The sequence below is a fragment of the Mesorhizobium sp. WSM3860 genome (assembly GCF_002294995.1).
Classification (GTDB): Bacteria; Pseudomonadota; Alphaproteobacteria; order Rhizobiales; family Rhizobiaceae; genus Mesorhizobium.
In genome coordinates, this window is record NZ_NSGF01000029.1 from 14,610 (window position 1) to 34,314 (window position 19,705).

21 protein-coding genes, 1 tRNA gene and 1 pseudogene are annotated in these 19,705 nt (G+C 62.3%); 6 read left to right on the forward strand and 17 right to left on the reverse strand.

Annotated elements, in window-relative coordinates; translation table 11 throughout:
• Positions 1 to 248: 248 nt before the first annotated feature.
• The 6 genes and pseudogenes from CK220_RS28685 to CK220_RS28710 all read right to left on the reverse strand — a co-directional run bounded on the left by CK220_RS28685 (position 249) and on the right by CK220_RS28710 (position 4,868).
• Positions 249 to 1,316 (reverse strand): AI-2E family transporter, encoded by a 1,068-nt coding sequence (locus tag CK220_RS28685; RefSeq protein ID WP_095814783.1) that lies wholly within the window; start codon positions 1,314 to 1,316, stop codon positions 249 to 251.
• A 400-nt stretch (positions 1,317 to 1,716) separates the two neighbouring features.
• Complete coding sequence (locus tag CK220_RS28690; RefSeq protein WP_176479245.1) at positions 1,717 to 2,880, reverse strand: PHB depolymerase family esterase; 1,164 nt, start codon at positions 2,878 to 2,880, stop codon at positions 1,717 to 1,719.
• A gap of 174 nt (positions 2,881 to 3,054) precedes the next feature.
• The gene (locus tag CK220_RS28695) at positions 3,055 to 3,288 is read right to left on the reverse strand and encodes a hypothetical protein (protein WP_095814749.1); all 234 of its coding nucleotides are present in this window, start codon (positions 3,286 to 3,288) and stop codon (positions 3,055 to 3,057) included.
• A 103-nt stretch (positions 3,289 to 3,391) separates the two neighbouring features.
• Positions 3,392 to 3,758 (reverse strand): annotated as a pseudogene (locus tag CK220_RS32670) (hypothetical protein).
• Entirely contained in the window at positions 3,755 to 4,015 is a 261-nt protein-coding gene (locus tag CK220_RS28705) for a hypothetical protein (protein ID WP_095814784.1), read from the reverse strand. Before CK220_RS28705 ends, CK220_RS32670 begins: the two are co-directional and overlap by 4 nt.
• A 776-nt stretch (positions 4,016 to 4,791) precedes the next feature.
• A tRNA-Met gene (locus CK220_RS28710) sits at positions 4,792 to 4,868 on the reverse strand.
• A 230-nt stretch (positions 4,869 to 5,098) separates the two neighbouring features.
• On the opposite strand from CK220_RS28710, the gene CK220_RS28715 reads away from it, so the two are divergent.
• Positions 5,099 to 6,064, forward strand: a complete 966-nt coding sequence (locus tag CK220_RS28715) for a Gfo/Idh/MocA family oxidoreductase (protein ID WP_095814750.1) — start codon at positions 5,099 to 5,101, stop codon at positions 6,062 to 6,064.
• Positions 6,065 to 6,113: 49 nt separating this feature from the next.
• Here CK220_RS28715 and mnmA read toward each other — a convergent pair whose 3' ends face one another.
• Complete coding sequence (gene mnmA / locus CK220_RS28720) at positions 6,114 to 7,304, reverse strand: tRNA 2-thiouridine(34) synthase MnmA (protein ID WP_095814751.1); 1,191 nt, start codon at positions 7,302 to 7,304, stop codon at positions 6,114 to 6,116.
• Between the two features lie 257 nt (positions 7,305 to 7,561).
• Here mnmA and CK220_RS28725 point away from each other — a divergent pair, with 257 nt between their 5' ends.
• Positions 7,562 to 7,837 carry a DUF1153 domain-containing protein gene (locus CK220_RS28725; RefSeq protein WP_006203587.1) on the forward strand — a complete coding sequence of 92 codons (276 nt, stop codon included), beginning with the start codon at positions 7,562 to 7,564 and terminating at the stop codon, positions 7,835 to 7,837.
• 217 nt (positions 7,838 to 8,054) lie between these two features.
• On the opposite strand, the gene CK220_RS28730 is transcribed toward CK220_RS28725, so the two are convergent.
• The gene (locus CK220_RS28730) at positions 8,055 to 8,432 is read right to left on the reverse strand and encodes a flagellar export protein FliJ (protein ID WP_095814752.1); all 378 of its coding nucleotides are present in this window, start codon (positions 8,430 to 8,432) and stop codon (positions 8,055 to 8,057) included.
• A gap of 449 nt (positions 8,433 to 8,881) precedes the next feature.
• Here CK220_RS28730 and ctrA point away from each other — a divergent pair, with 449 nt between their 5' ends.
• On the forward strand, positions 8,882 to 9,577 hold the full coding sequence (gene ctrA, locus CK220_RS28735; protein ID WP_006203583.1) for a cell cycle two-component system response regulator CtrA: 696 nt from the start codon (positions 8,882 to 8,884) through the stop codon (positions 9,575 to 9,577).
• Positions 9,578 to 9,660: 83 nt separating this feature from the next.
• On the opposite strand, the gene CK220_RS28740 is transcribed toward ctrA, so the two are convergent.
• Both CK220_RS28740 and CK220_RS28745 read right to left on the reverse strand, forming a co-directional pair.
• Positions 9,661 to 10,029 carry a response regulator gene (locus CK220_RS28740; RefSeq protein ID WP_095814753.1) on the reverse strand — a complete coding sequence of 123 codons (369 nt, stop codon included), beginning with the start codon at positions 10,027 to 10,029 and terminating at the stop codon, positions 9,661 to 9,663.
• Positions 10,030 to 10,261: 232 nt separating this feature from the next.
• The gene (locus CK220_RS28745) at positions 10,262 to 10,891 is read right to left on the reverse strand and encodes a histidine phosphotransferase family protein (protein ID WP_095814754.1); all 630 of its coding nucleotides are present in this window, start codon (positions 10,889 to 10,891) and stop codon (positions 10,262 to 10,264) included.
• Between the two features lie 366 nt (positions 10,892 to 11,257).
• On the opposite strand from CK220_RS28745, the gene CK220_RS28750 reads away from it, so the two are divergent.
• Both CK220_RS28750 and CK220_RS28755 read left to right on the forward strand, forming a co-directional pair.
• Positions 11,258 to 11,815, forward strand: a complete 558-nt coding sequence (locus CK220_RS28750) for an EipA family protein (RefSeq protein WP_245429436.1) — start codon at positions 11,258 to 11,260, stop codon at positions 11,813 to 11,815.
• A 137-nt stretch (positions 11,816 to 11,952) separates the two neighbouring features.
• Entirely contained in the window at positions 11,953 to 13,098 is a 1,146-nt protein-coding gene (locus tag CK220_RS28755) for a hypothetical protein (RefSeq protein ID WP_095814756.1), read from the forward strand.
• A gap of 43 nt (positions 13,099 to 13,141) precedes the next feature.
• On the opposite strand, the gene CK220_RS28760 is transcribed toward CK220_RS28755, so the two are convergent.
• The 6 genes from CK220_RS28760 to CK220_RS28785 form a co-directional block, all read right to left on the reverse strand.
• A complete protein-coding gene (locus tag CK220_RS28760; protein WP_095814757.1) occupies positions 13,142 to 13,939 on the reverse strand; it encodes an RNA methyltransferase in 798 nt (265 codons plus the stop codon).
• Between the two features lie 56 nt (positions 13,940 to 13,995).
• Positions 13,996 to 14,334, reverse strand: a complete 339-nt coding sequence (locus CK220_RS28765) for a metalloregulator ArsR/SmtB family transcription factor (protein WP_095814758.1) — start codon at positions 14,332 to 14,334, stop codon at positions 13,996 to 13,998.
• A gap of 165 nt (positions 14,335 to 14,499) precedes the next feature.
• Positions 14,500 to 15,270 carry a HugZ family protein gene (locus CK220_RS28770; protein ID WP_095814759.1) on the reverse strand — a complete coding sequence of 257 codons (771 nt, stop codon included), beginning with the start codon at positions 15,268 to 15,270 and terminating at the stop codon, positions 14,500 to 14,502.
• A 35-nt stretch (positions 15,271 to 15,305) separates the two neighbouring features.
• Positions 15,306 to 16,481 carry a CaiB/BaiF CoA-transferase family protein gene (locus CK220_RS28775; protein ID WP_095814760.1) on the reverse strand — a complete coding sequence of 392 codons (1,176 nt, stop codon included), beginning with the start codon at positions 16,479 to 16,481 and terminating at the stop codon, positions 15,306 to 15,308.
• A 6-nt stretch (positions 16,482 to 16,487) separates the two neighbouring features.
• Positions 16,488 to 17,249, reverse strand: coding sequence for a 3-hydroxyacyl-CoA dehydrogenase (locus CK220_RS28780; RefSeq protein WP_095814761.1), 762 nt, complete (start codon positions 17,247 to 17,249; stop codon positions 16,488 to 16,490).
• A gap of 30 nt (positions 17,250 to 17,279) precedes the next feature.
• On the reverse strand, positions 17,280 to 17,885 hold the full coding sequence (locus CK220_RS28785; RefSeq protein ID WP_095814762.1) for an N-acetyltransferase: 606 nt from the start codon (positions 17,883 to 17,885) through the stop codon (positions 17,280 to 17,282).
• Between the two features lie 313 nt (positions 17,886 to 18,198).
• On the opposite strand from CK220_RS28785, the gene CK220_RS28790 reads away from it, so the two are divergent.
• On the forward strand, positions 18,199 to 19,185 hold the full coding sequence (locus CK220_RS28790; RefSeq protein WP_095814763.1) for a glutathione S-transferase family protein: 987 nt from the start codon (positions 18,199 to 18,201) through the stop codon (positions 19,183 to 19,185).
• Position 19,186: 1 nt separating this feature from the next.
• Here the strand turns inward: CK220_RS28790 and CK220_RS28795 are convergent, their stop codons facing one another.
• The gene (locus CK220_RS28795; protein WP_095814764.1) at positions 19,187 to 19,687 is read right to left on the reverse strand and encodes an NUDIX domain-containing protein; all 501 of its coding nucleotides are present in this window, start codon (positions 19,685 to 19,687) and stop codon (positions 19,187 to 19,189) included.
• Positions 19,688 to 19,705: the final 18 nt, after the last annotated feature.

Below are 19,705 nucleotides of genomic sequence, written 5' to 3' on the forward strand. Positions count from 1 at the left end.
GGCGCTGGCAAAGGCGTGGGATGGTGAGGTTCTTCTTGTCCAGCAGACTTCCAGTCTCTCGCCGTCATTTTGGCACCTGATCGGACGGTTACCGCACGTGCGTTCGACACCGCCAAAGGAAGCCGCTCGGCGACTGCTACGACTGCTATCTCGTCCGCATGGAAGAAATGCGGCAGTCGGCGCACGACGCTGCATTCAACGCCGCCCCAGATTCGAGATGCGCGCGCTCGCTCATCCTTTCGGCGGGACTACTCACCAAGAGGACTACCCGTCTGGCCGTCGTTAGCCTGCCATTCAAGAAACAGGCTGTATCCCACTGCCAGGAGGACAGGGCCGAGGAACACACCGATGAAGCCGAAGGCCAAAATGCCACCGAGAAAACCGAAGAAACTGAGCAGTACTGGCAAGCTATTCGTTTGGGTAAGAAGATAGGGCCTCAACAGGTTGTCGATGCTGCTCACCAGCAGCAAACCCCAAGTAGCAACGAAGATGCCCCAGCCGACCTCGCCCCGAAAGAACAACCAGAGGGCGGCGGACCCCCAAACCAGCGGAGGAGCGGCGGGCACGAAGGACAGAAGGAATGTGAGGAAGCCGAGCAGCAGCGCCTGAGGCACACCTGCGATCCAGAACCCAAGCCCGGCCAGCGCTCCTTGCGCAAGAGCCGTCCCGATCACACCGTAAACCACCCCGGTAACTGTTGAGCCCGCAACTGCGAGCAGATGCCGTGCGCGAGTGCCGCCGATCCGCTCGGAAGTGCCGCGCACGGAAGCTGCCATCTGGCGGCCGTACCGATAAAAGAAGAACGCGATGAACACGCTCAGTGCCAGTTCGAGGAGCCCGACGCCCAGAACCGCGCCGCTGGCCACTGCGATGTCGGTCGCAGGCCGGATCAGCTTCGTCAGCTCGACGAGGAAGGCTGGTGCATTATAGGCCAAGCCCTGCCAGTAAAGCGCAACCCGCTCACCTATGAAGGGGATTTCGGCTACCCACCCAGGCGGCGCAGGTGGGCCTTGCTCAAGAAGGCTGTTCACGGACTGGGCCACGGTCGCCACACTGTCGGCCAGTGTTGCGACCAAGATGGCAAACGGCGCCACAATAACAGCTGCCACAAGCAGCGTCATGACAAGCGCGGCGGGCGTCCTCCTTCCTCCTAGAAGTCGCTCCAACCAAGTGTAGACTGGCCAGGTGGAGAAGCAGAGCACCGCCGCCCAGATCAAGGCGGAGAGGAATGGCCAGAGCACGACAATGCAGCCGATGCCCAGAAGCACAAGTGCGCCAGTTCCCAAGATCCGCTCGACTGATAGATCAAACACCATGATATCCACTTTGGGTCTCACTGGGCCATCGAACGGTCCATGCAAAAATCTGCTGAAGGGCTCACGGAAACACTGCGTGCTGGGCGTGCCAATCTACACGGATTTCCTATTTCACACGACTGCTGTCCGTCTTCGCCTACTCTTGAACGCCAAACGGTTATTGGATGATTGCAGACATGCGCTGCGACGTCCCTGACGTTAGGGGCAGGATTTGAGCGAGCAATCCCCCAGTGTATGCAAGTGAGACACTAATCGGACTGACTGCGGCATCAGTCGGCCGCTCCGGGCAGTCATAATAGGTCGAACGCGCAATGGCCATCAGCCGGCATCCCTGCGCGACGGAGACGCCACGGACGTAGTCCCGCTTCTCGGCAGCGGTGCGCTTTTCAGAGCCCCTTTTTCAGCGCATCAAACCCGCCGCTCGCAGGGCATCTTCGATGACGGCCTGTATGCCATGCGGGCCCGACTCGGGTCGAGACGCGGATATGTTGCCGGCTGACGGAGTGTGAAATTTTTCTAGCGCCTCTTCCCCGGCCGGCGACGACGAGCCGGAGGACGGCGTTTCGCCCTCCATATTCAGATTCGACCGCATCGAACCATTCGTCTGCGTCGCAACGATATCCCAGAAACGCGCGATGTCGCGCGTGGACGAGATGCCGACATCGAGCATGAAAGCGCCTGGACTGCCCAGGCCATCGCGGATCGGCGTACCGTGTCCCATTCCGGCAATCATGTTGATCTCAATCACTGCTTCACCCCCGACATTCCGCCAGACTCGCTTCGCAAGCCTGCCGGTCGTTTCCGAATGCGTCGGCGTCTTCTTGTCGAATCCATGAACGCCCAGCCATTGTACCGCGACGGCATCCGCGTTGGACGGCGCCACTGTTTGGTCCGCCGTGCCCTGCCAGATCGAAATCCTCGGCCACGGTACCCTATGGTCGGAAGCATGACGAAGGATCCGTTGCAGTTCCTTTCCCGACGGACCGCCATGGCCGCGCATGCGGTCGAACGCCTGCGGGATCGTCGTCGCGCTGCCGTAGGGTATGCCCGCAATGATGGCGCCACCTGCAAACACTTCCGGGTAGGTCGCCAGCATGGCTGCCGCCATCGCGCCGCCGGCCGAGAGGCCGGTGATGAAGATGCGCTCTCGATCGATCCCCTTCGCGAGGACCATCGCCTCGATCATCTGGCGTATCGAAAGCGCCTCGCCCGTATCGCGCCGGGTGTCGGCAGGCTCGAACCAGTTGAAGCAAAGGTTCGGATTGTTGGCACGTTGCTGCTCGGGAAAAAGCAGGGCAAAGCCGGCCTCGTCGGCAAGCTGTGACCATCCGGAATGATGGTCGTATGCGGCGGGATCCTGAGTGCAGCCGTGGAGGACGACGACGAGTGGCGCATTCGTCGGCAAAGCGAGCGGAAGGTGGAATTTGGCTTTCAACGCTCCAGGATTGGAACCGAAGTCGGTCAAAGCCTGGAGACGGTCTTGTCCTCTGGGGCCCTGGACATGAATGGCGCGTTGCGCCCGCAACGCGCTCAGGCGCGCGATTGTATCGGAGATTTTTTGCAATATGGCCGTCCCTGTTTGACGCCCGGAATTGGACGGCATCGTAGGCAACGCACTTGCAGCAATATCGTTGCTGCGCTGCACAACAATATGGACAGCTTGGACTGACGAGATCGGCACGTGGGCCCGGTCGTTCCGTGCGTAAGCGACGCTAGGTAAGGTAGAACGTATTCATTGTCATTGCCTTCCTTCGTTCACCGCTTCCGAGCCGATGATGCCGGAGTAGTGCATTTTGCCGTTTGCGTCGGTGATCATCATGGAGTCGGGGTGCTGCGGCAGCTCGAGGGTCCGCGCCAACAGCCGCGCGGCTGCGATGGCGCCGTCGAGATCGACCTCCACGGTTTCACGAGCGACGACGGCATGGGCATCATCAGCGTCGCGGGTCCGGTAGAATTCGATCACGATCTTCATCTTCTTGCCCGCCGATCTCCCGCATCGCCGCCATCAGGCCTTGCCGTTGCCGCGCGAAGCGTTGCTGTTCGCGGCTACCTTGATCGGACCGCCGGATCCGCTTTCAGACTTGGGCGGCACCTTTTCCTGTTTCGGCTTCCTGATCTCGCGATTGCTGCGTTTCTGTCCCTTGGCCATCGCCGAACGTCCTTTCGATGAGGGTTGCGCCTTCGCTGGATTGCGACGGACGGATTGGTTCGAGGCTGTCCTGTGTGGCCACCCGCTCATGCCGCCTCGTCGTTGCGGATGCGGTATTGCGGCGAATCTCCTCTCGGCGGGAGCGTGCCGGTGACGCGGTAGACTTCCCAGGTCTTCGGGAATGTGCCGAAGTTGCCGCGCAGGCGGACAGCTTGTCCAATGGTGAAGAGATGCATCGGTGTCGCGCGGCGGTTGGCATCCGCGGTGCGCCGTTGAATGCTCATGGTGGTCATGGTTGGTTATCCTTTTCCAGGGCGGGGTCGAGGTCCGCCGGATTGATCGGCACCATCTGCTGCGTAGGTCCACGCATCCCGATGGCCGGCAAGTGGATGAAAGCGCCGACACGTCGCCAGGCAAGCCAGGAGGCGCCCTCGATCGCTTCCTCGTCATGATCGACGCGATAGTCGCCGGCCGGCTGCAGCGTATTGAAGTCCGGCAGCCGGAACGGGGCGGAGAAGTGAACGACGGTCTGTGTGGTACGGCTCGTCATGGTTGCGATTTCCGCGGGAGCACGCAGACGCCCTTCCCGCATCATTCCCATCCGAACCGGAACGATGCCGATGCTGCCAGTACATCCGTGGTCAGCGCCGGCGTCTATTCCAGGGTTCGAACGGAGCGGCATACGTGCCGGATCGCCGCATGGACCGCTATCGAGAATTCGGTGGTGAATGGCGGGTCTCTGACACCGCAAAGCCAAATCGGCCAAATCAACGAGCTCCTTATATGCGCTTCAATTAAGGTGCGAACAAGGCGCGACGTGAACTTTATTTTCAGTCCGATCTAATGAACAAAATCGCGCATTTCTTGGTTCCGATAGATTGATCTTGGAGGTACGGGAGAATTAATTTTGGCTCAATCGAGTGCCAAACGCTGAGGTCGGTAGCAGAATGGCAGCTTATCGCTGAATTCGTACCGAACCGGACCGACTGCATACGGCCCATTCGCGCCATTCCAAATCGCATATTCGAGCGACCACTTTAGCGCAAACTTGCCTTCGGCCATGAACCGTTTCGTTCTCCACTTGGCTACCGAGCGACACACAAAACCGCCGCCAATTGGGTCGTGACAGCATGTCGTTGAGATTGCTTACGTCGCAAGCTGGGGGTTAAAAACGCCTACTCCCCAGCTTTGGAGAATGTGGGCCATTCGGAGAACAATTCGGACTCCGTCGGTGAGTGTCGATCCCCAGGTTCGGACCTCGAAGCGCGCAGATGCTGGGCTTCACAGCCGACGCTTTTCAGCAGAGAATTGTTTGTCTCTGAGGACTGGTAGCGGAGGAGGGACTTGAACCCCCGACCCCAGGATTATGATTCCCGTGCTCTAACCAACTGAGCTACTCCGCCAGGAGCGGCGAAGAGGCTCGAAGAACCCACACCGATCGTGGGCAATTTGAGGCGTTCGCCAAGGTCGCGCGGATATAAGGTTGGCAGGGCAAAGCTGTCAAGCCGCACGCATCAGCATAATCTCATCCAGGACAAGCCGTGCCGGGCAGACGCTGAAGCGCATGCATCGGGGTTGAGTTCGACGGGGCACGTCGCTATGTCTCGGCCACGAAATTCTAGAGTTTGAACGAATGAAGCCGCGCATCGCCGTCCTCGGTTGCGGATACTGGGGCAGCAACCACATCCGCACCCTCAAGGCGCTTGGGGCGCTCCATGCCGTTTCCGACGTCAACCGCGCCCGCGCCGAAGGTTTCGCCAGCGAGCAGGACTGCCTGGCGATCGGGCCGGACCAGTTGTTCGAGCGCGCCGATATCGACGCCATTGTCATGGCGCTGCCGCCGCAACTCCATGCCGACATGGCGCTGCGCGCCGTCGAGGGCGGCAAGGACGTGCTGGTGGAGAAGCCGATCGCGCTGACGGTCGAGGACGCCGAGCGTTCGGTGCAGGCGGCCAGGAACAATGGCCGCGTTTTCATGGTTGGCCACGTGCTGCGCTTCCACCCCGCCTTCGAGACGCTGAAAGCGCTGATCGACAATGGCGAGCTCGGCGAGGTGCGCTACATCCACTCGCACCGGCTCGGCCTCGGCAAGTTCCACACCGAGAACGATGCGCTCTGGGACCTTGCGCCGCATGACCTCTCGATGATCCTCGCCATCACCGGCACCGAGCCGATCGAGGTCCGGGGCGAGGGCGCGGCACTGCTCGACAACCTCAGCGACTTCGCGCATCTGCACATGCGCTTTCCGAACGGCGTGCGCAGCCATCTGTTCGCTTCTCGTCTCAATCCCTATCGCGAGCGCCGGCTGACCGTGGTCGGAACCAAGGCGATGGCAGTGTTCGACGATGTCGAGCCGTGGGAGCGCAAGCTTGCCGTCTACAGGCACGCGGTCTGGCAGGACAGCGGCCAGTGGGCCTTCACCGCCAACGAGCCTTCCTACGTTGCGGTCGGCGAAGGCATGCCGCTGACGCGCGAGCTCGCCCATTTCATGCAGTGCATCGAGACGCGCGCCGAACCGCGCACCGACGGCGAGGAAGCGATCCGGGTGCTGCGCATCCTGACGGCTGGCACGGTGACGCATAGCGGGTCGCCCGCTTAAGGCGTCCGCTAAGGGAGGCCTGAGCCAAAGCGCCGATTGAAGGGGTCGGTTACCCGGCGGGGACGTGCGCGGGCTGCTGCGCAAGCCTGGACAGCATCGCCTCGGCCTCGGCGCCGCGCTCGGAGCGCTCGATAAAGCCGCCGCCATAGACTCGCGCCTCATTGCCGTCATCGGAATAGAGCACGCAGGCCTGTCCGGGCGCGATGCCGGATTCGCCGTCGACCAGCTCGACCGAGGTCACGCCGTCGCGGTGATGCAGCACCGCCGGGCGCGGCGGCCGGGTCGAACGGACTTTTGCGAAAAGCTCGATCCCGCCATCCGGAACGTCGGAGAGCGGGCCGTCGCCGAGCCAGTTCATGGCGCGCAGGTAGATCCTGTGGGTCTCCAGCGCCTCGCGCGGGCCGACAATGACGCGGGCGCGGTCGGCGTCGAGATGGACGACATAGAGCGGCTCGCCCGAAGCGATGCCGATCCCGCGGCGCTGGCCGATCGTGTAGCGCAAGATGCCTTCGTGACGCCCGAGCACGCGGCCGTCGATATGGACGATATCGCCCGGATTGGCGGCCGCCGGCTTCAGCTTGGCGATAATGTCGGAGTACTTGCCCTGCGGCACGAAGCAGATGTCCTGGCTGTCCTGCTTGGCGGCGACCGTCAGCCCCATCTCCTCGGCGATCGCTCGCACCTGCGGCTTGGAAAGACCGCCGAGCGGGAAGCGCAGATAGTCGATCTGCGCCTGGGTTGTGGCGAACAGGAAATAGCTCTGGTCGCGGTCTGCATCGACCGGCCTGTAGAGCGCGCGATGCGCGCCATTGGCGCGCGAGCGGATGTAATGGCCAGTGGCCAAAGCATCGGCGCCGAGATCCTGGGCGGTGGCCAAAAGGTCGGCGAACTTGACCGTCTGATTGCAGGACACGCAGGGGATAGGCGTCTCGCCGGCGACATAGCTCTCGGCGAAGGGATCGATGACCGCCTTGCGGAAGCGCTCTTCATAGTCGAGCACGTAATGCGGGATGCCGAGCGTCTCGGACACGCGGCGGGCATCGTCGATGTCCTGGCCGGCGCAGCAGGAACCGGCCCGGTGCGTTGCCGCGCCGTGGTCGTAAAGCTGCAGGGTGACGCCGACGACATCATAACCTTCGCGCTTCAGGATGCCGGCAACGACCGATGAATCGACGCCGCCCGACATTGCGACGACGACGCGGGTGTCTTCTGGGCGTCCGGGAAGATCGAGGCTGTTCATGGTTCTTTCAATCTGCGTGGCGCTGGCTGCCAATGGCCGGAATATAGGTCAAGCATCCCGGCGGCGCCAGCTTGGCTCCTCAAGCGATTTTTCCCGGCAAAATCAGGGCCGGACCGCGATTATCTCAAATGCCGAACGAAAACCTAACGCGACGTTCACGATCCTTACCTAGTCATTAGGGTTCGCTTAGGCAATTTTTAAAGCTGTGGCGGTACTGTGGCGGGGATTGGGTCTTTGAGTTTTTAGTAGAGAGTACGATGACCGATCTGGTTAGACCTAGAGTCAAATATGTTATCGGGCCTGACGGCAGCCCTCTCACGATAGCTGATCTACCGCCGACGAATACACGGCGCTGGGTTATCCGGCGCAAGGCGGAAGTGGTCGCGGCGGTCCGCGGCGGACTGCTCAGCCTGGAAGAGGCCTGCCAGCGCTACAAGCTGACCACCGAGGAGTTTCTCTCCTGGCAGGCATCGATCGACGAATATGGCCTTGCCGGGCTGCGCACGACGCGGATCCAGCAATACCGGCACTAGGCTCCCACTGCCGGAAACAGACAAGGGCGCGGACCTCCGCGCCCTTCGCTTTGTAAACCTCAAACAGTCAGCGCAACTTTGCCGACTGGCGGGATGGCCGGTGCCTGCCGGCGCATGGGGTCCGCGAGCCCCAGGGACGATTTGACTTATTCCCTGAGCAGGGCAGCTTAACCGATCCGCCCGAGAACCCGACGATCGAGACCATCGTGGCCGGTGATCAGCCGATCATCGCGCTGCGGCCGCCCACTTCCGCGTCGCGGATCTTGCTGTCGCGCGATTCCAGCATCTCCGCCTTGGAAAGCTCCGCTTCAGCTTCGCCGAGTAATGATTCGGCCATGGTTCGCTGCTGGGCGAGATCGCTCTGCGAGTTCCTGAGGTTGTCGCGGCGCAGGCGGGCCGCCTTGGCGAAGGTCGGATAGGCAAAATGATTGATGTCGGTGATGCCGGCTTTTTTCTCTTCGGCGACGATCTGCGCCTCCAACTCGACGGCCATGCGTTCGAACTCGGCGATCATCATGTCCAGCTGCAACAGCTGGCGCCGCTTCTCATTCACCTGAAACTGCTTCAGCCGAACGAGGTTTTCACGTGACTTCATGACTCGGTACTCCGCAAAACGCACACCTGCATATCGTCCCATCGACCTCGAAAGGCCCACGCGTCGCCCGTTTCCACCGGCATTCCCCACTCTATGGGAAACAAAGCCCTAAAGATTTTTGCCGGCGGTAACCATTCGTTTACGGGCATTGTTAATCATACGGGCGAGGACTTAAGGCCGGGTAAAAATTCCGGACAGCGGCGGGAAGCGCGGCCTGCGAGTCTCTGGAGTCACTTAGGCTGGCTTATTAATGTGGTACGTGAGCGATTTGGGTCTATGATTCGTTATTAGATTCAAGTGGGTGTAGAAAGGGGTTAAAAAATCTGATATCGTGGCCGGCACGAAATTAGGATTTGTTAACCAGTCGGTGGCACCTTCTGTTCAGGCAATCACTGCTCCGGGTTCGGGACGGGTCGTGACGCGACCCGGCAGCAGAAAAGGGGAATGAAATGCGTGTTCTGCTGATTGAAGACGACAGTGCAACCGCACAGAGCATCGAGTTGATGCTGAAATCGGAAAGCTTCAACGTCTATACGACCGACCTCGGCGAAGAAGGGGTCGATCTCGGCAAGCTCTACGATTACGACATCATACTCCTCGATCTGAACCTTCCCGACATGTCGGGCTACGAGGTGCTGCGCACGCTTCGCCTCTCCAAGGTCAAGACGCCGATCCTGATCCTCTCCGGCATGGCCGGCATCGAGGATAAGGTGCGCGGCCTCGGCTTCGGCGCCGACGACTATATGACCAAGCCTTTCCACAAGGACGAGCTGGTGGCGCGCATCCACGCTATCGTGCGCCGCTCGAAGGGCCACGCCCAGTCGGTCATCACCACCGGCGATCTTGTGGTCAATCTCGACGCCAAGACGGTCGAGGTCGGCGGCCAGCGCGTGCACCTGACCGGCAAGGAATATCAGATGCTTGAGCTGCTCTCGCTGCGCAAGGGCACGACGCTCACCAAGGAAATGTTCCTCAACCACCTGTACGGCGGCATGGACGAGCCGGAACTGAAGATCATCGACGTCTTCATCTGCAAGCTGCGCAAGAAGCTCGACGCGGCGTCCGGCGGCCAGAATTACATCGAAACGGTGTGGGGCCGCGGCTATGTGCTGCGTGAGCCGGAAGACATCCGCGTCAGCGCCTGATCCTCGGCCAATTCACACAAAACCCGGCTCAGGCCGGGTTTTTGTTTGGGGTGTCGAAAGCCTAATGTCTGGTGTTGAAAAGCTCAGGCCGCGATTTTCAAGAAGCGGAAGCTCTCAAGCAACTGCGCGCGGTTGAAGGGTTTCAGCAGGTAGCCCTGGGCGCCGGCACGTTTCGCCCGCATGATCGAGCCGACGTCGACTTCGACGAGCGAGACCAGGATCTGCGGCTTGACGGGGCTTTCGATGGCACGGATACGGCGAATGAGGTCGACCGCCTGCATATCCGGCAGGCCGCCGTCGACAACAATGACATCGGGCATGTCGCCGGAGCAGATCTCGATCGCATCAAGCCCGCTGGCCGCCTCGAAGACCACGATTTCCGAGCCGCCAAGGATACGCTTCGCGACCTTCCTGATGACGCTTGAATCGTCGACGAACAGGCAGCGTTTCATTTCCGGGTCCTCTTTGCCATCTGCCGAACCGGCAATCCGGTAACCGTGGGGCACCCTAGAACAATCTGGTAAAGAAGCTGAAAAGCGGTTAGGTAAAGTTTTTCCAAAGAACCGCATTGCGCGGTTTTTGGCCTGCGATGCAATACAGTGGCAGGCGGCAGACAATGCTTCTATCGCACTGCCCGCTGCAAAATCAGGGACAATAGATACTTGACCTGTTCTTGCTGTCGCCTCAGGCCGCCGACAACACGATCTCATCGGCCGTCGCATGGATCGAGATCGTCATGTTGGCCTCGCGCGCCAGAAGCAGTGTGTAATAAGGCTGGACCGAGTGGGCGTCGATCGGCTCCTCGGGCTTGTGGCCCGAATGCAGCTCAAGGAATTTCGGCGGCACCCGCAGCATGGGGCCGCTCGCCGACAGCGAGAAACGCGGTTCGGTCTCGAGGTTCTCCAGCGTGACAACCAGCTTGCCGCCACGCGGTATGGCGGCATTGGCGACGAGAATGAGATTGAGCAGAAGCTTGACTTTGTTCTTGGGCAGCAGCGCGCGGGCGCCGTTCCAGACAAGTTCCGGCTTCTCGTTCTTCAAGAAGGCAATGGCCACCGCCTCAGCGTCGCCGGTATCGATCATCATGCCGGCGGAGCCTGCGGCGCCGAAGGCGATGCGGGCAAACTGCAGCCGCGCCGAGGCGTTCCTGGCGCTCTGGCGAATCAGCTTCATGGCGTCTTCGTCAGCGCCGCCTTCATCGAGCAGTTCGAGGCCGTTGTTTATGGCGCCGACCGGCGAAATGATGTCGTGGCATACGCGGCTGCACAAAAGCGCAGCCAGATCGGGGGCGGAGAGGGTGAAGAGCTCGGCCATCGGAGAAATCCCTGCTGGTTCACATGTCATGGCCGAACGTTTTCGTGCCCGCCACGCGAATCACGCTCTTTTCCAAGGCCTTCTGAATACACAGCGCCCGTCCATGCATCAACAAATCCACAGCTGCGGACAGCGAAATTGGTGCGTTAACGCCGCGAAAACGAGGCTGATAGAGACCGTGTCGGGCTCGTCAGCCTTCGAACCGCCATCTTCCTGCGCCAGCTTAATGGTTGAAAAAGGATTACGGCATAGTTTGCCCGTAACAGTCATCTCGAAACGGCCGCCAAGAGCCGTAGGGATACGAGGCGTCGGCGAAAGTGCTCCCTGACGGAGATTGGAAGCATGTTTTCCCGATTCTTTGACCGGATGTTCGTCCGCGTCCTCACCATGACGATCGCCCTCATGGGTGTTCTCATCCTCTCACCCTCCGCGTCGCGGGCCCAGGAATACACCGCGCAAGAGATTGTCGATTCCGGCCACAAGTTCTTCGGCGCGACGTCGGGCGGCCTTGCCACCGTGGTCGAAAAGGTCTTCGCGTCCTACGGCCTGCCAAACGGTTATCTGCTCGGCGAGGAGGGATCCGGCGCGCTGATCGGCGGCCTGACCTATGGCGAGGGCACGCTCTACACCAAGAATGCCGGCGACCATAAGGTGTTCTGGCAAGGCCCATCGCTCGGCTGGGATTTCGGCGGTGAAGGCTCGCGCGTGATGATGCTGGTCTACAATCTCGACGACATCAGCAGCCTCTACAACCGCTTCGGCGGCGTCGCCGGATCGGCTTATGTCGTGGCGGGCGTCGGCTTCAACGTGCTGCAGAGCAACAGAGTGCTGATCGTTCCGATCCGCACCGGCGTCGGTGCCCGGCTCGGCGTCAATCTCGGCTATCTGAAGCTGACGGAGCGGGCGACCTGGAATCCGTTCTGACCGGACAGGATTGCCACAGCCGCTCGGATAAGACCGATCGCGCCGCGGCGTGCTCTTGCCGCGGCGCTGGATTTCCGCCATGCCAAGGTGGCACAGTCGGCATGGCGGGTTGCCGCCTCGCATACGGATAGTCCACCTTGGTCCAGTCGATCCTTTTCTTCGCACTCGGCTTCCTCTGCGCGGCCTTTCTGGTGTCGCTGATCGCGCCGGCCGTCTGGCGGCGGGCCGTCGTCTTGACACGCCGGCGCCTCGAGGCCTCGATGCCGCTGACGCCTGCCGAGATCCTGGCCGAGAAGGACCGTATCCGCGCCGAGTTCGCCATGAACACGCGCCGGCTCGAGATGAACATCAAGAGTCTTAAGGAAAAGGTGGCTGAGCAACTGGTCGAGATCGGCCGCGGCCAGGAGGCCCTGAAGGGACTGGCGGTCGAGAAGAAGGACAAGAATCAGGCGCTTTCCGATCTGCAGGCCAAGAACGCGGAGCTCAGGCTGCGCGAGGAAGAGTTGCACAAGCTTACGGAAAAGCTGGCGCAGGCGGAGCGCTCGCTGGAGAAGCGCGCGCTGGAGCTGCAAAAGCTGGAGCAGATGTATGACGAAGCCAGCTTCTCTTCGTCGAACCGCCAGATCGAGCTCGTGGCCCGGGAATCGGAACTGGACAAGCTCGCCAATGACATTGCGGTGCTGCGCAGCCAGCGCAAGGAAGCGGACCGGCGCAATCAGGAGCTGGCAGCGGAAAGCAAAGCCGCCAGAGACGCGCTCAAGGCGGAGAAGAAGCGGACAGCCGAGCTGGACAAGAAGGTCGAACGGCTGCTTGCAACCCTTGCCGACCGCGAGGAAAATCTCGACAGGCGCGAGAAGGAGCTTGCTCGGATGCGCGAACGCCCACGCAAAGATCATGCGGTAAATGGAGGAACGCACAAGGCCGACGAAGTCGAAGGCATCGACAATGCCATCGCCAAGCTCGAAGGCGATCGCGAGCGGCTGGAGGTGCGGCTGACGGCGCTTGCGCGGGAGAACAAGCGGCTCAAGACCGATCTTGCCGCGCTCGAAACGGCACAGCCCGAACAGGCAGGCGATGCACCGCGCGCCAGTGCGGCGCTTCGCGAACAAATGAACGAGCTGGCGGCCGAGGTCGTCAATCTGACGATGAGGCTGGACGGGCCGGATTCGCCGATCGCCAAGGCCCTGGCGACGCCTCGCGACGGGCGGCAAGATGTTGGCGAGCGCGGCATCAGCCTCGCGGACCGCGTACGGGCCCTGCAGAAGGCCAACGCAACCAACTGATCCGAATGCCGCCAAAGAGCGGAGCGTCTTGGTCGCTGCGCTGCTATCGTTTCGAGAACTGATGCAGGGCGATGGCCGATGCGGCTGCAACGTTCAGGCTGTCGAATCCCTCCGCCATGCCGATCCGTACGGTCCGCAGGCGACTGAGCAGGGCTTCGGGCAGGCCTTCGCCTTCCGTGCCGAGATAGAGCGCCAGCCGAGACGTTCTCTCCGCAGCGCGGATGTCCGTTTCGCCGCGCGGCGAGAGCGCGAACTGGCCGAAGCCCATCCGGTCAAGCATTGCGGTCAAGCTCGAAGCGTCGTCGAAAGAGCCGAAGGGCACCTTCAGCGCCGCGCCAACCGAAACGCGGATCGCCTTGCGGTAAAGCGGATCACAGCAGGTGGGATCGAGAAGCACGGCGTCCGCGCCAAAGGCCGCGGCGTTGCGGAAGATCGAGCCCATATTGTCGTGATTGGATATCCCGACCAAAACCACGACCAGCGCGCTTGCCGGCAAGGTTTCGAGCAACACCTCGGCCGGTCTAGGAGAGCCCCGAACGCCAATCGCCAACACGCCGCGATGCATGTGGAAGCCGGCGATCCGGTCCATGACTTCGCCGCTGACGACATAGATCGGGAAGTCGGCGGGCGCCTTGCGCAAGACGCCTTCGAGGCCCGCCCGCCTGTTCTCCAGAATGAGGGCCGATTCCGCCGCGAAGCGCCCGGCCGACAGCAGAAGATCCAGCACCACCTTGCCTTCCGCGACGAAGCGCCCGTGTCGGCCGACGAGATCGCGCTCGCGGATATCGAGATAGGCAGCGACACGCGGATCCTGCGGGTCGTCGACAGGGATGAGGTTCATCGAAATCTCGCCGGCGAACGATCGTCAGCGAGGTAAGGGGCTTTGCAGAGCGCAGGTCAAGTCCCGGCGCGGCGCATCCTGTAGGCCATCTGAGACAGGTCGCCGTCGCCGAAAATGCCTTCCAGCGTGCGAAGCAGCTCGCGCACCGCGTCGGAGTTGCAGGAATAATAGATCATCTGGCGATCGCGACGCGTCTCGACGATATCAAGCGCTCTCAGCTTGGCCAAATGCTGCGACAGAGCGGACTGGCTCAACTGGACTTTCTCGGCTATGGCGCCGACGGACATTTCGCCGTCGATCAGATAGCTGACGATCAGCAGCCGCTTTTCATTGCCCATGAGCGTCAGAAACGCGGCAGCCGATTCGGCGTTGGCGACTAGCTTGCTTGAGATCATGGATCCCCCATGTTTTCTGGCTCATCCAGCTGCCATGGGGGCAATGGCGGCTGATTTCCACGTTATTCAGGTCAGCGAGCGCCGCTGAATCGGCGCTGCAACAAAAGGTAGATCATTTTATCTAAATCTCAAGAGTTGCTTTCGATCGGGGACGATTAACTTTCGCTACTGTGCCCGGCCCGCGGCGCGTCCGGTCTTTGCCATCTCGACCAGCACGGACCGCAACTCGCCGGCAGCGCCGAGAGGCCGAGGGAAGAAGACCCTGCAGGTGGCATCCGGAGAAGCCAGATCCACGCCGTCCGGATCGAACCCTGTGGCGATCCAGCCATCGCCTTCGGCCCGGCCGAAATGGCGCGCATAGATGCAAAGCGCATCGCGATGGTCGGCATTCATGTGGTCGAGCGCCGACTGTTCGCTGGCCGCCAGCTCCTCGACGATCGGGCCGCCGGCGATCAGGTCGACGCGATCCAGAAGATAGGCTTTGCCGAAGCCGCCATTGAGACTGGCGCGCTCAGGCTCGAGCCGGAATATCGAGAAGTCGCCGAGTCCGGCATAGAGCTTCGCCTTCGGATTGCGGTTGAGATAGCGCCGTTCGGCGCGGGCGTGATCCGCCGATCCACGCTCCAGGCGCAGCGCCTGGCATACAAGCGTGATGCGCGGATGCGCGAGCGGATCGCCCTTGCCGGGTTCGCCGACGAGCAGCGAGCAGCGCGGGTCGGCGAGAAGCGCGCCGGTATGCGCCGACAGCATCGAGACCAGGATCAGCGGCGCGCCGTCGATGTCGGTCGCCATGCCGACCCGGCTTGCCAGCGGCGCGCCGGTGCCGGGCTCGACCACCGCCAGCGCGCCGAAGCGGGCCGAGCGGAGCAGAGTCTTCGCCAGCCTGACGGCCTCGGCGTCGGTCTCGCGGATGACATCCTTCCTGGTCTCGGTCACAGCGCTCACCGCGAAAGTTGATTGCTAATCTCCGGTTATGGGCCAAACAAGCCGGAGCTGACAAGAGCTTCGATTTCAGTCTCGTCGATGCCGAAGCGTGCCAGCACGGCCGGCGGCCGGCGGTCGGCGACCGTCGGCGCCGCGGCGAGCGTCGGCGCAGCGTTGGAGAAGCGCGGCGCCGGCATCGGACGTTCGAACTCGCCCGATCTTCCAAAATTTTGCCGGGCGCGGCTCTGCGGATGATCGCTGGCTTCGGTAAGCGACAGGACCGGAGCGACGCAGGCATCGGTCGGTCCAAAGACCTCGGTCCACTCGTCGCGTGTCTTCTCTCTGATCCGCGCGGCAATGGCAGCGCGCATGTCGGGCCACGATGTCCTGTCATACTGGCTGCCGACAAAACGCTGGTCGAGCGGCAACAATCGGGCGAACTCGGCAAAGAACTGCGGTTCGAGGCAGCCGATGGCGACATGGCGTCCGTCCGCGGTCTCGTAAACGTCGTAGAAGGGGGCCCCGGAATCGAGCAGGTTCTCACCGCGTCGTTCGCTCCAGAGGCCGGCCGCCATGAAGGCATGGATCGGAGCCGCGAGCATCGATGCACCCTCGACCATGGCGGCATCGATCACCTGACCTTTGCCGGTGCGCAAGCGCTGGAAAAGGGCCGCGAGCACACCGGCGATCAGCATCATGGCGCCGCCGCCTTGGTCGGCGACAAGATTGAGCGGCGGCACGGGCGGCGCTGCCTGCCGGCCGATGGCATGCAGAAGACCGGCATAGGCGAGGTAGGTGATGTCATGACCGGCGCGGCGCGATAGTGGCCCGTCCTGGCCGAAACCCGTGAGGCGGCCATAGATCAGCGCCGGATTGCGTTCCAGCACGACATCAGGCCCGAGGCCCAGCCGCTCCATGACATCTGGGCGAAAGCCTTCGATGAGAACGTCAGCCTTTTCCGCAAGGCGCAGCAGAAGCTCCGCGCCATCCGGCCGTTTCAGGTCGAGCCTGAGGATGGAGCGGCCGTGGCGGTCGAGGTCGTGGGCCTCGGGCAAGGACAGAAGCGGCTCCTTGGCGTCCGCCCGCTCGATGCGCAGGACGTCTGCGCCCATCTCCGACAGCATCAGGGCGGCGAGCGGCACCGGGCCGAGGCCCGCCATCTCGATCAGCCTGAGGCCAGCCAACGGCCCTGTCTTGTCGGCGGCTGTCGGCGGCGTGCTCATTGCCCTTTATTTGGGCGCCATGCGGATTGCGCCGTCGAGGCGGATGGTCTCGCCGTTCAGCATCTGGTTCTCGATGATGTGGAGCGCGAGCGCTGCATATTCCGAAGGCTCGCCGAGGCGAGGCGGGAAGGGCACCGAGGCGCCGAGCGAATCCTGCACCTCTTGCGGCATGCCGGCCATCATCGGCGTCTTGAAGATCCCTGGGGCGATGGTGCAGACGCGAATGCCCGAGCGCGCGAGGTCGCGCGCCACCGGCAATGTCATGCCGACGACGCCGCCCTTGGATGCCGAATAGGCAGCCTGACCGATCTGGCCGTCATAGGCAGCGACCGACGCCGTGTTTACGATGACGCCGCGTTCGCCGCCGGCGAGCGGGTCGAGTTTCGCCGCCCGGTCGGCGACCAGGCGGATCATGTTGAAGGTGCCGATCAGGTTGATCTCGATCACCTTGCGGTACTGGTCCAGCGGGTGCGGGCCATCTTTGCCGACCGTCTTCATGCCAATGGCAATGCCGGCGCAATTGACCAGGATGCGCGGTTCGCCGAGCTTTGCCACCACTTCGACGATCGCCGCGCTGCCACTATCGGCGCTGCTGACATCGCATTGAACCGCAATGCCGCCGAAATCGGCGGCAACCTTGGCCGCGCGATCGATGCCGACATCGAGTATCGCAATTTTGGCGCCCTTGGCGGCAAGGGCGCGCGCCGTCGCTTCGCCAAGGCCGGAGCCACCTCCGGTGACGATCGCGATCTGGCCGTTCGGATTCATGCCGGCGTCCTCCCAGGATTTCGGGTGATGCTACGAAGCGCGCTGCTGCGGCGCAACCTGAATGACCGGATCGATCGAGGACTGCGGATTGGCCGAGGCACGGACCGCGGCCTGGGCCAGGTCGGCAACCCGCGCCGTATCCGCATGGCAGACCTCGCCGACGAACCGGGCCACCGCGCCAGGCCTGATTTCGTGATGGAGCAGCCGGTCGAGATCGACCGGACGTGGCATGGTGATCTGGCCACGCGGGAAGCGCTTGAAGCCGAGCGGCCCGTAGTAAGGCTCGTCACCGACCAGCATGACGGCCGGCGCACCGGCCTTTGCGGCGGCTTCGAGCGCGATCGCGACCAGCCTGCGGCCTATGCCGAGATTCTTGAAGTCGGGCCGCACGGCAAGCGGGCCGAGCATCATGGCGCGTCCGGCGCCTGCCGCCACGCGCGTCATGCGCACCGAGGCGATCACCGTCTCGTCCTTGACCGCGACAAATGACATCGAGCGGTCGTGCCCGCCCGCCTCGCGGATCTTATAAGCGGCCAGCACGAAACGGCCCGGCCCGAAGGCCTCGTCGTTGATGGCTTCGATTTCAGCATCGTGCGCCGGGGTCTCCGGCAGATATTTCACGTCGGCAAGGCCCATGGTCTTTGCGTTCCGGTATGCGAGGAAAGGTTTGCTGCAAGCGGCAGCGTTCGCCAGTCAGCGCTTCATCAAGCGCGGGCGTCCTTTCGTCGTCGGTCGAACCGGATCGTGGCAAAGTCAAACATGGGCGCTTCCGCTAGCATCAATTTTTCCCGGCTGCAATCGGCGCTTTTCACCTTTCTGCCCGCCGTTTGGCGAACTGGGTCGTCATTTGATGAACTGATTCGTCGTTTGACGAACTGTTCAGCGCCTGAGGGCTTCGACATTCCGGGTAAGCGCCTAGATGTCTGTTGAAACCGCAAGGAGATTTCGCATGGGATTGCTGGTTGAAGGCAAATGGCAGGACCGCTCGACCGTTGCCGACGGCAGCGGCAGGTTCGTGCGTGCCGAAGCGCAATGGCGCGACTGGGTGACGCGCGACGGCGCGCCGGCGCAAGGGCGCAAGCGCGGTTTCAAGGCGGAGCCCGGGCGCTATCACCTTTACGTCTCGCTCGCCTGCCCATGGGCGCACCGGACCTTGATCTTCCGCGTCTTGAAGAAGCTGGAAGACATCATCTCCGTCTCGATCGTGCACCATTTCATGGGCGAGAACGGCTGGACCTTCAAAGCCGAGGACGGCGCGACCGGCGACACGTTGTACGGCCTCGATTTCCTGCACCAGATCTATGCGAAGGCCGATCCCGGCTATTCGGGCCGGGCATCCGTACCGGTGCTGTGGGACAAAAGGCAGGAAACCATCGTCAGCAACGAGTCGTCAGAAATCATCCGCATGCTCAATTCCGGCTTCGATGAATGGGGCGATGCGAGCCTGGACTTCTATCCGCCGGCCTTGCGTTCCGAGATCGACAGGATCAATGCGCTGGTCTATCCGGCGATCAACAACGGCGTCTATCGCGCCGGCTTCGCAACCTCGCAGGAAGCCTATGAGGAAGCGTTCGGCGAGCTGTTCGCAGCACTCGACACGTTGGAAGAGCGGCTGTCAAAGCAGCGCTCTCTTGTCGGCGAACGGATCACGGAGGCCGACTGGCGACTGTTCACCACGCTGGTGCGTTTCGATCCGGTCTATGTCGGCCACTCCAAATGCAATCTGCGCCGGGTCGCCGACTATCCGAACCTGTCGAACTATCTGCGCGACCTCTACCAGGTGCCCGGCGTGTCAGGCACGGTCAACCTGGATCACATCAAGTCGCATTACTACGGCAGCCACAAATCGATCAATCCGACGGGGATAATCCCGGTTGGGCCTGAGCTGGACTATGCCGCGCCACACGATCGCGGCCGGTTCAGGAAGGCGGCCTGAGTTACCAGTAGGCCGAGACCTGCTCGCCGCCGAAAATTTCGGCAATCCGACGTCGCGTCGCCGGCGTCGCATCTTCCGGCAGGCGATCGAGCCGGAAGAACGCCGCCTCGGCGATCTCATGATCCGGCAGCTTTGGCGCCGTCTGGTTGAAGGCTTCGACCAGATAGAGGCCGACATGGTCGCGTGCGCTGGCGCGGCGGTTGAAGTGCATCGATCTCAGCACCGGCGAAGCCGTCAGCGCGATGTTGCCCTCCTCGGCGAGCTCGCGCGCCAGCGCCTCGACAAGGGTCTCGCCCACCTCGACGCCGCCGCCAGGCAACTGCCAGCCCGGAACATAGGTGTGGCGGATGAGGAAGACGGAGTTGGAAGTGCGGTCGTAGATCAAGCCGCGCACGCCAAGCGTCATCGGGCGCCGCAGCAGGAAGTAGAGATGGAACAGCCTTGCTCTGAGTCCCGCCCAGCCGGTCTGGCGGAACGCCTGTTCCGGATCGGCGCCGGTCATCCACGAAACCGCGAGCGG

Coding starts and splice junctions, on each gene's coding strand:
- CK220_RS28725 (WP_006203587.1), top strand. CDS start 7,562: ATGACCGATCTGGTTAGACCTAGAGTCAAATATGTTATCGGGCCTGAC.
- CK220_RS28740 (WP_095814753.1), bottom strand. CDS start 10,029: ATGAAACGCTGCCTGTTCGTCGACGATTCAAGCGTCATCAGGAAGGTC.
- CK220_RS28715 (WP_095814750.1), top strand. CDS start 5,099: ATGAAGCCGCGCATCGCCGTCCTCGGTTGCGGATACTGGGGCAGCAAC.
- CK220_RS28790 (WP_095814763.1), top strand. CDS start 18,199: ATGGGATTGCTGGTTGAAGGCAAATGGCAGGACCGCTCGACCGTTGCC.
- CK220_RS28760 (WP_095814757.1), bottom strand. CDS start 13,939: ATGAACCTCATCCCTGTCGACGACCCGCAGGATCCGCGTGTCGCTGCC.
- ctrA (WP_006203583.1), top strand. CDS start 8,882: ATGCGTGTTCTGCTGATTGAAGACGACAGTGCAACCGCACAGAGCATC.
- mnmA (WP_095814751.1), bottom strand. CDS start 7,304: ATGAACAGCCTCGATCTTCCCGGACGCCCAGAAGACACCCGCGTCGTC.
- CK220_RS28695 (WP_095814749.1), bottom strand. CDS start 3,288: ATGAAGATCGTGATCGAATTCTACCGGACCCGCGACGCTGATGATGCC.
- CK220_RS28750 (WP_245429436.1), top strand. CDS start 11,258: ATGTTCGTCCGCGTCCTCACCATGACGATCGCCCTCATGGGTGTTCTC.
- CK220_RS28775 (WP_095814760.1), bottom strand. CDS start 16,481: ATGAGCACGCCGCCGACAGCCGCCGACAAGACAGGGCCGTTGGCTGGC.
- CK220_RS28745 (WP_095814754.1), bottom strand. CDS start 10,891: ATGGCCGAGCTCTTCACCCTCTCCGCCCCCGATCTGGCTGCGCTTTTG.
- CK220_RS28780 (WP_095814761.1), bottom strand. CDS start 17,249: ATGAATCCGAACGGCCAGATCGCGATCGTCACCGGAGGTGGCTCCGGC.
- CK220_RS28795 (WP_095814764.1), bottom strand. CDS start 19,687: ATGACCGGCGCCGATCCGGAACAGGCGTTCCGCCAGACCGGCTGGGCG.
- CK220_RS28685 (WP_095814783.1), bottom strand. CDS start 1,316: ATGGTGTTTGATCTATCAGTCGAGCGGATCTTGGGAACTGGCGCACTT.
- CK220_RS28730 (WP_095814752.1), bottom strand. CDS start 8,432: ATGAAGTCACGTGAAAACCTCGTTCGGCTGAAGCAGTTTCAGGTGAAT.
- CK220_RS28765 (WP_095814758.1), bottom strand. CDS start 14,334: ATGATCTCAAGCAAGCTAGTCGCCAACGCCGAATCGGCTGCCGCGTTT.
- CK220_RS28785 (WP_095814762.1), bottom strand. CDS start 17,885: ATGGGCCTTGCCGACGTGAAATATCTGCCGGAGACCCCGGCGCACGAT.
- CK220_RS28705 (WP_095814784.1), bottom strand. CDS start 4,015: ATGACGAGCCGTACCACACAGACCGTCGTTCACTTCTCCGCCCCGTTC.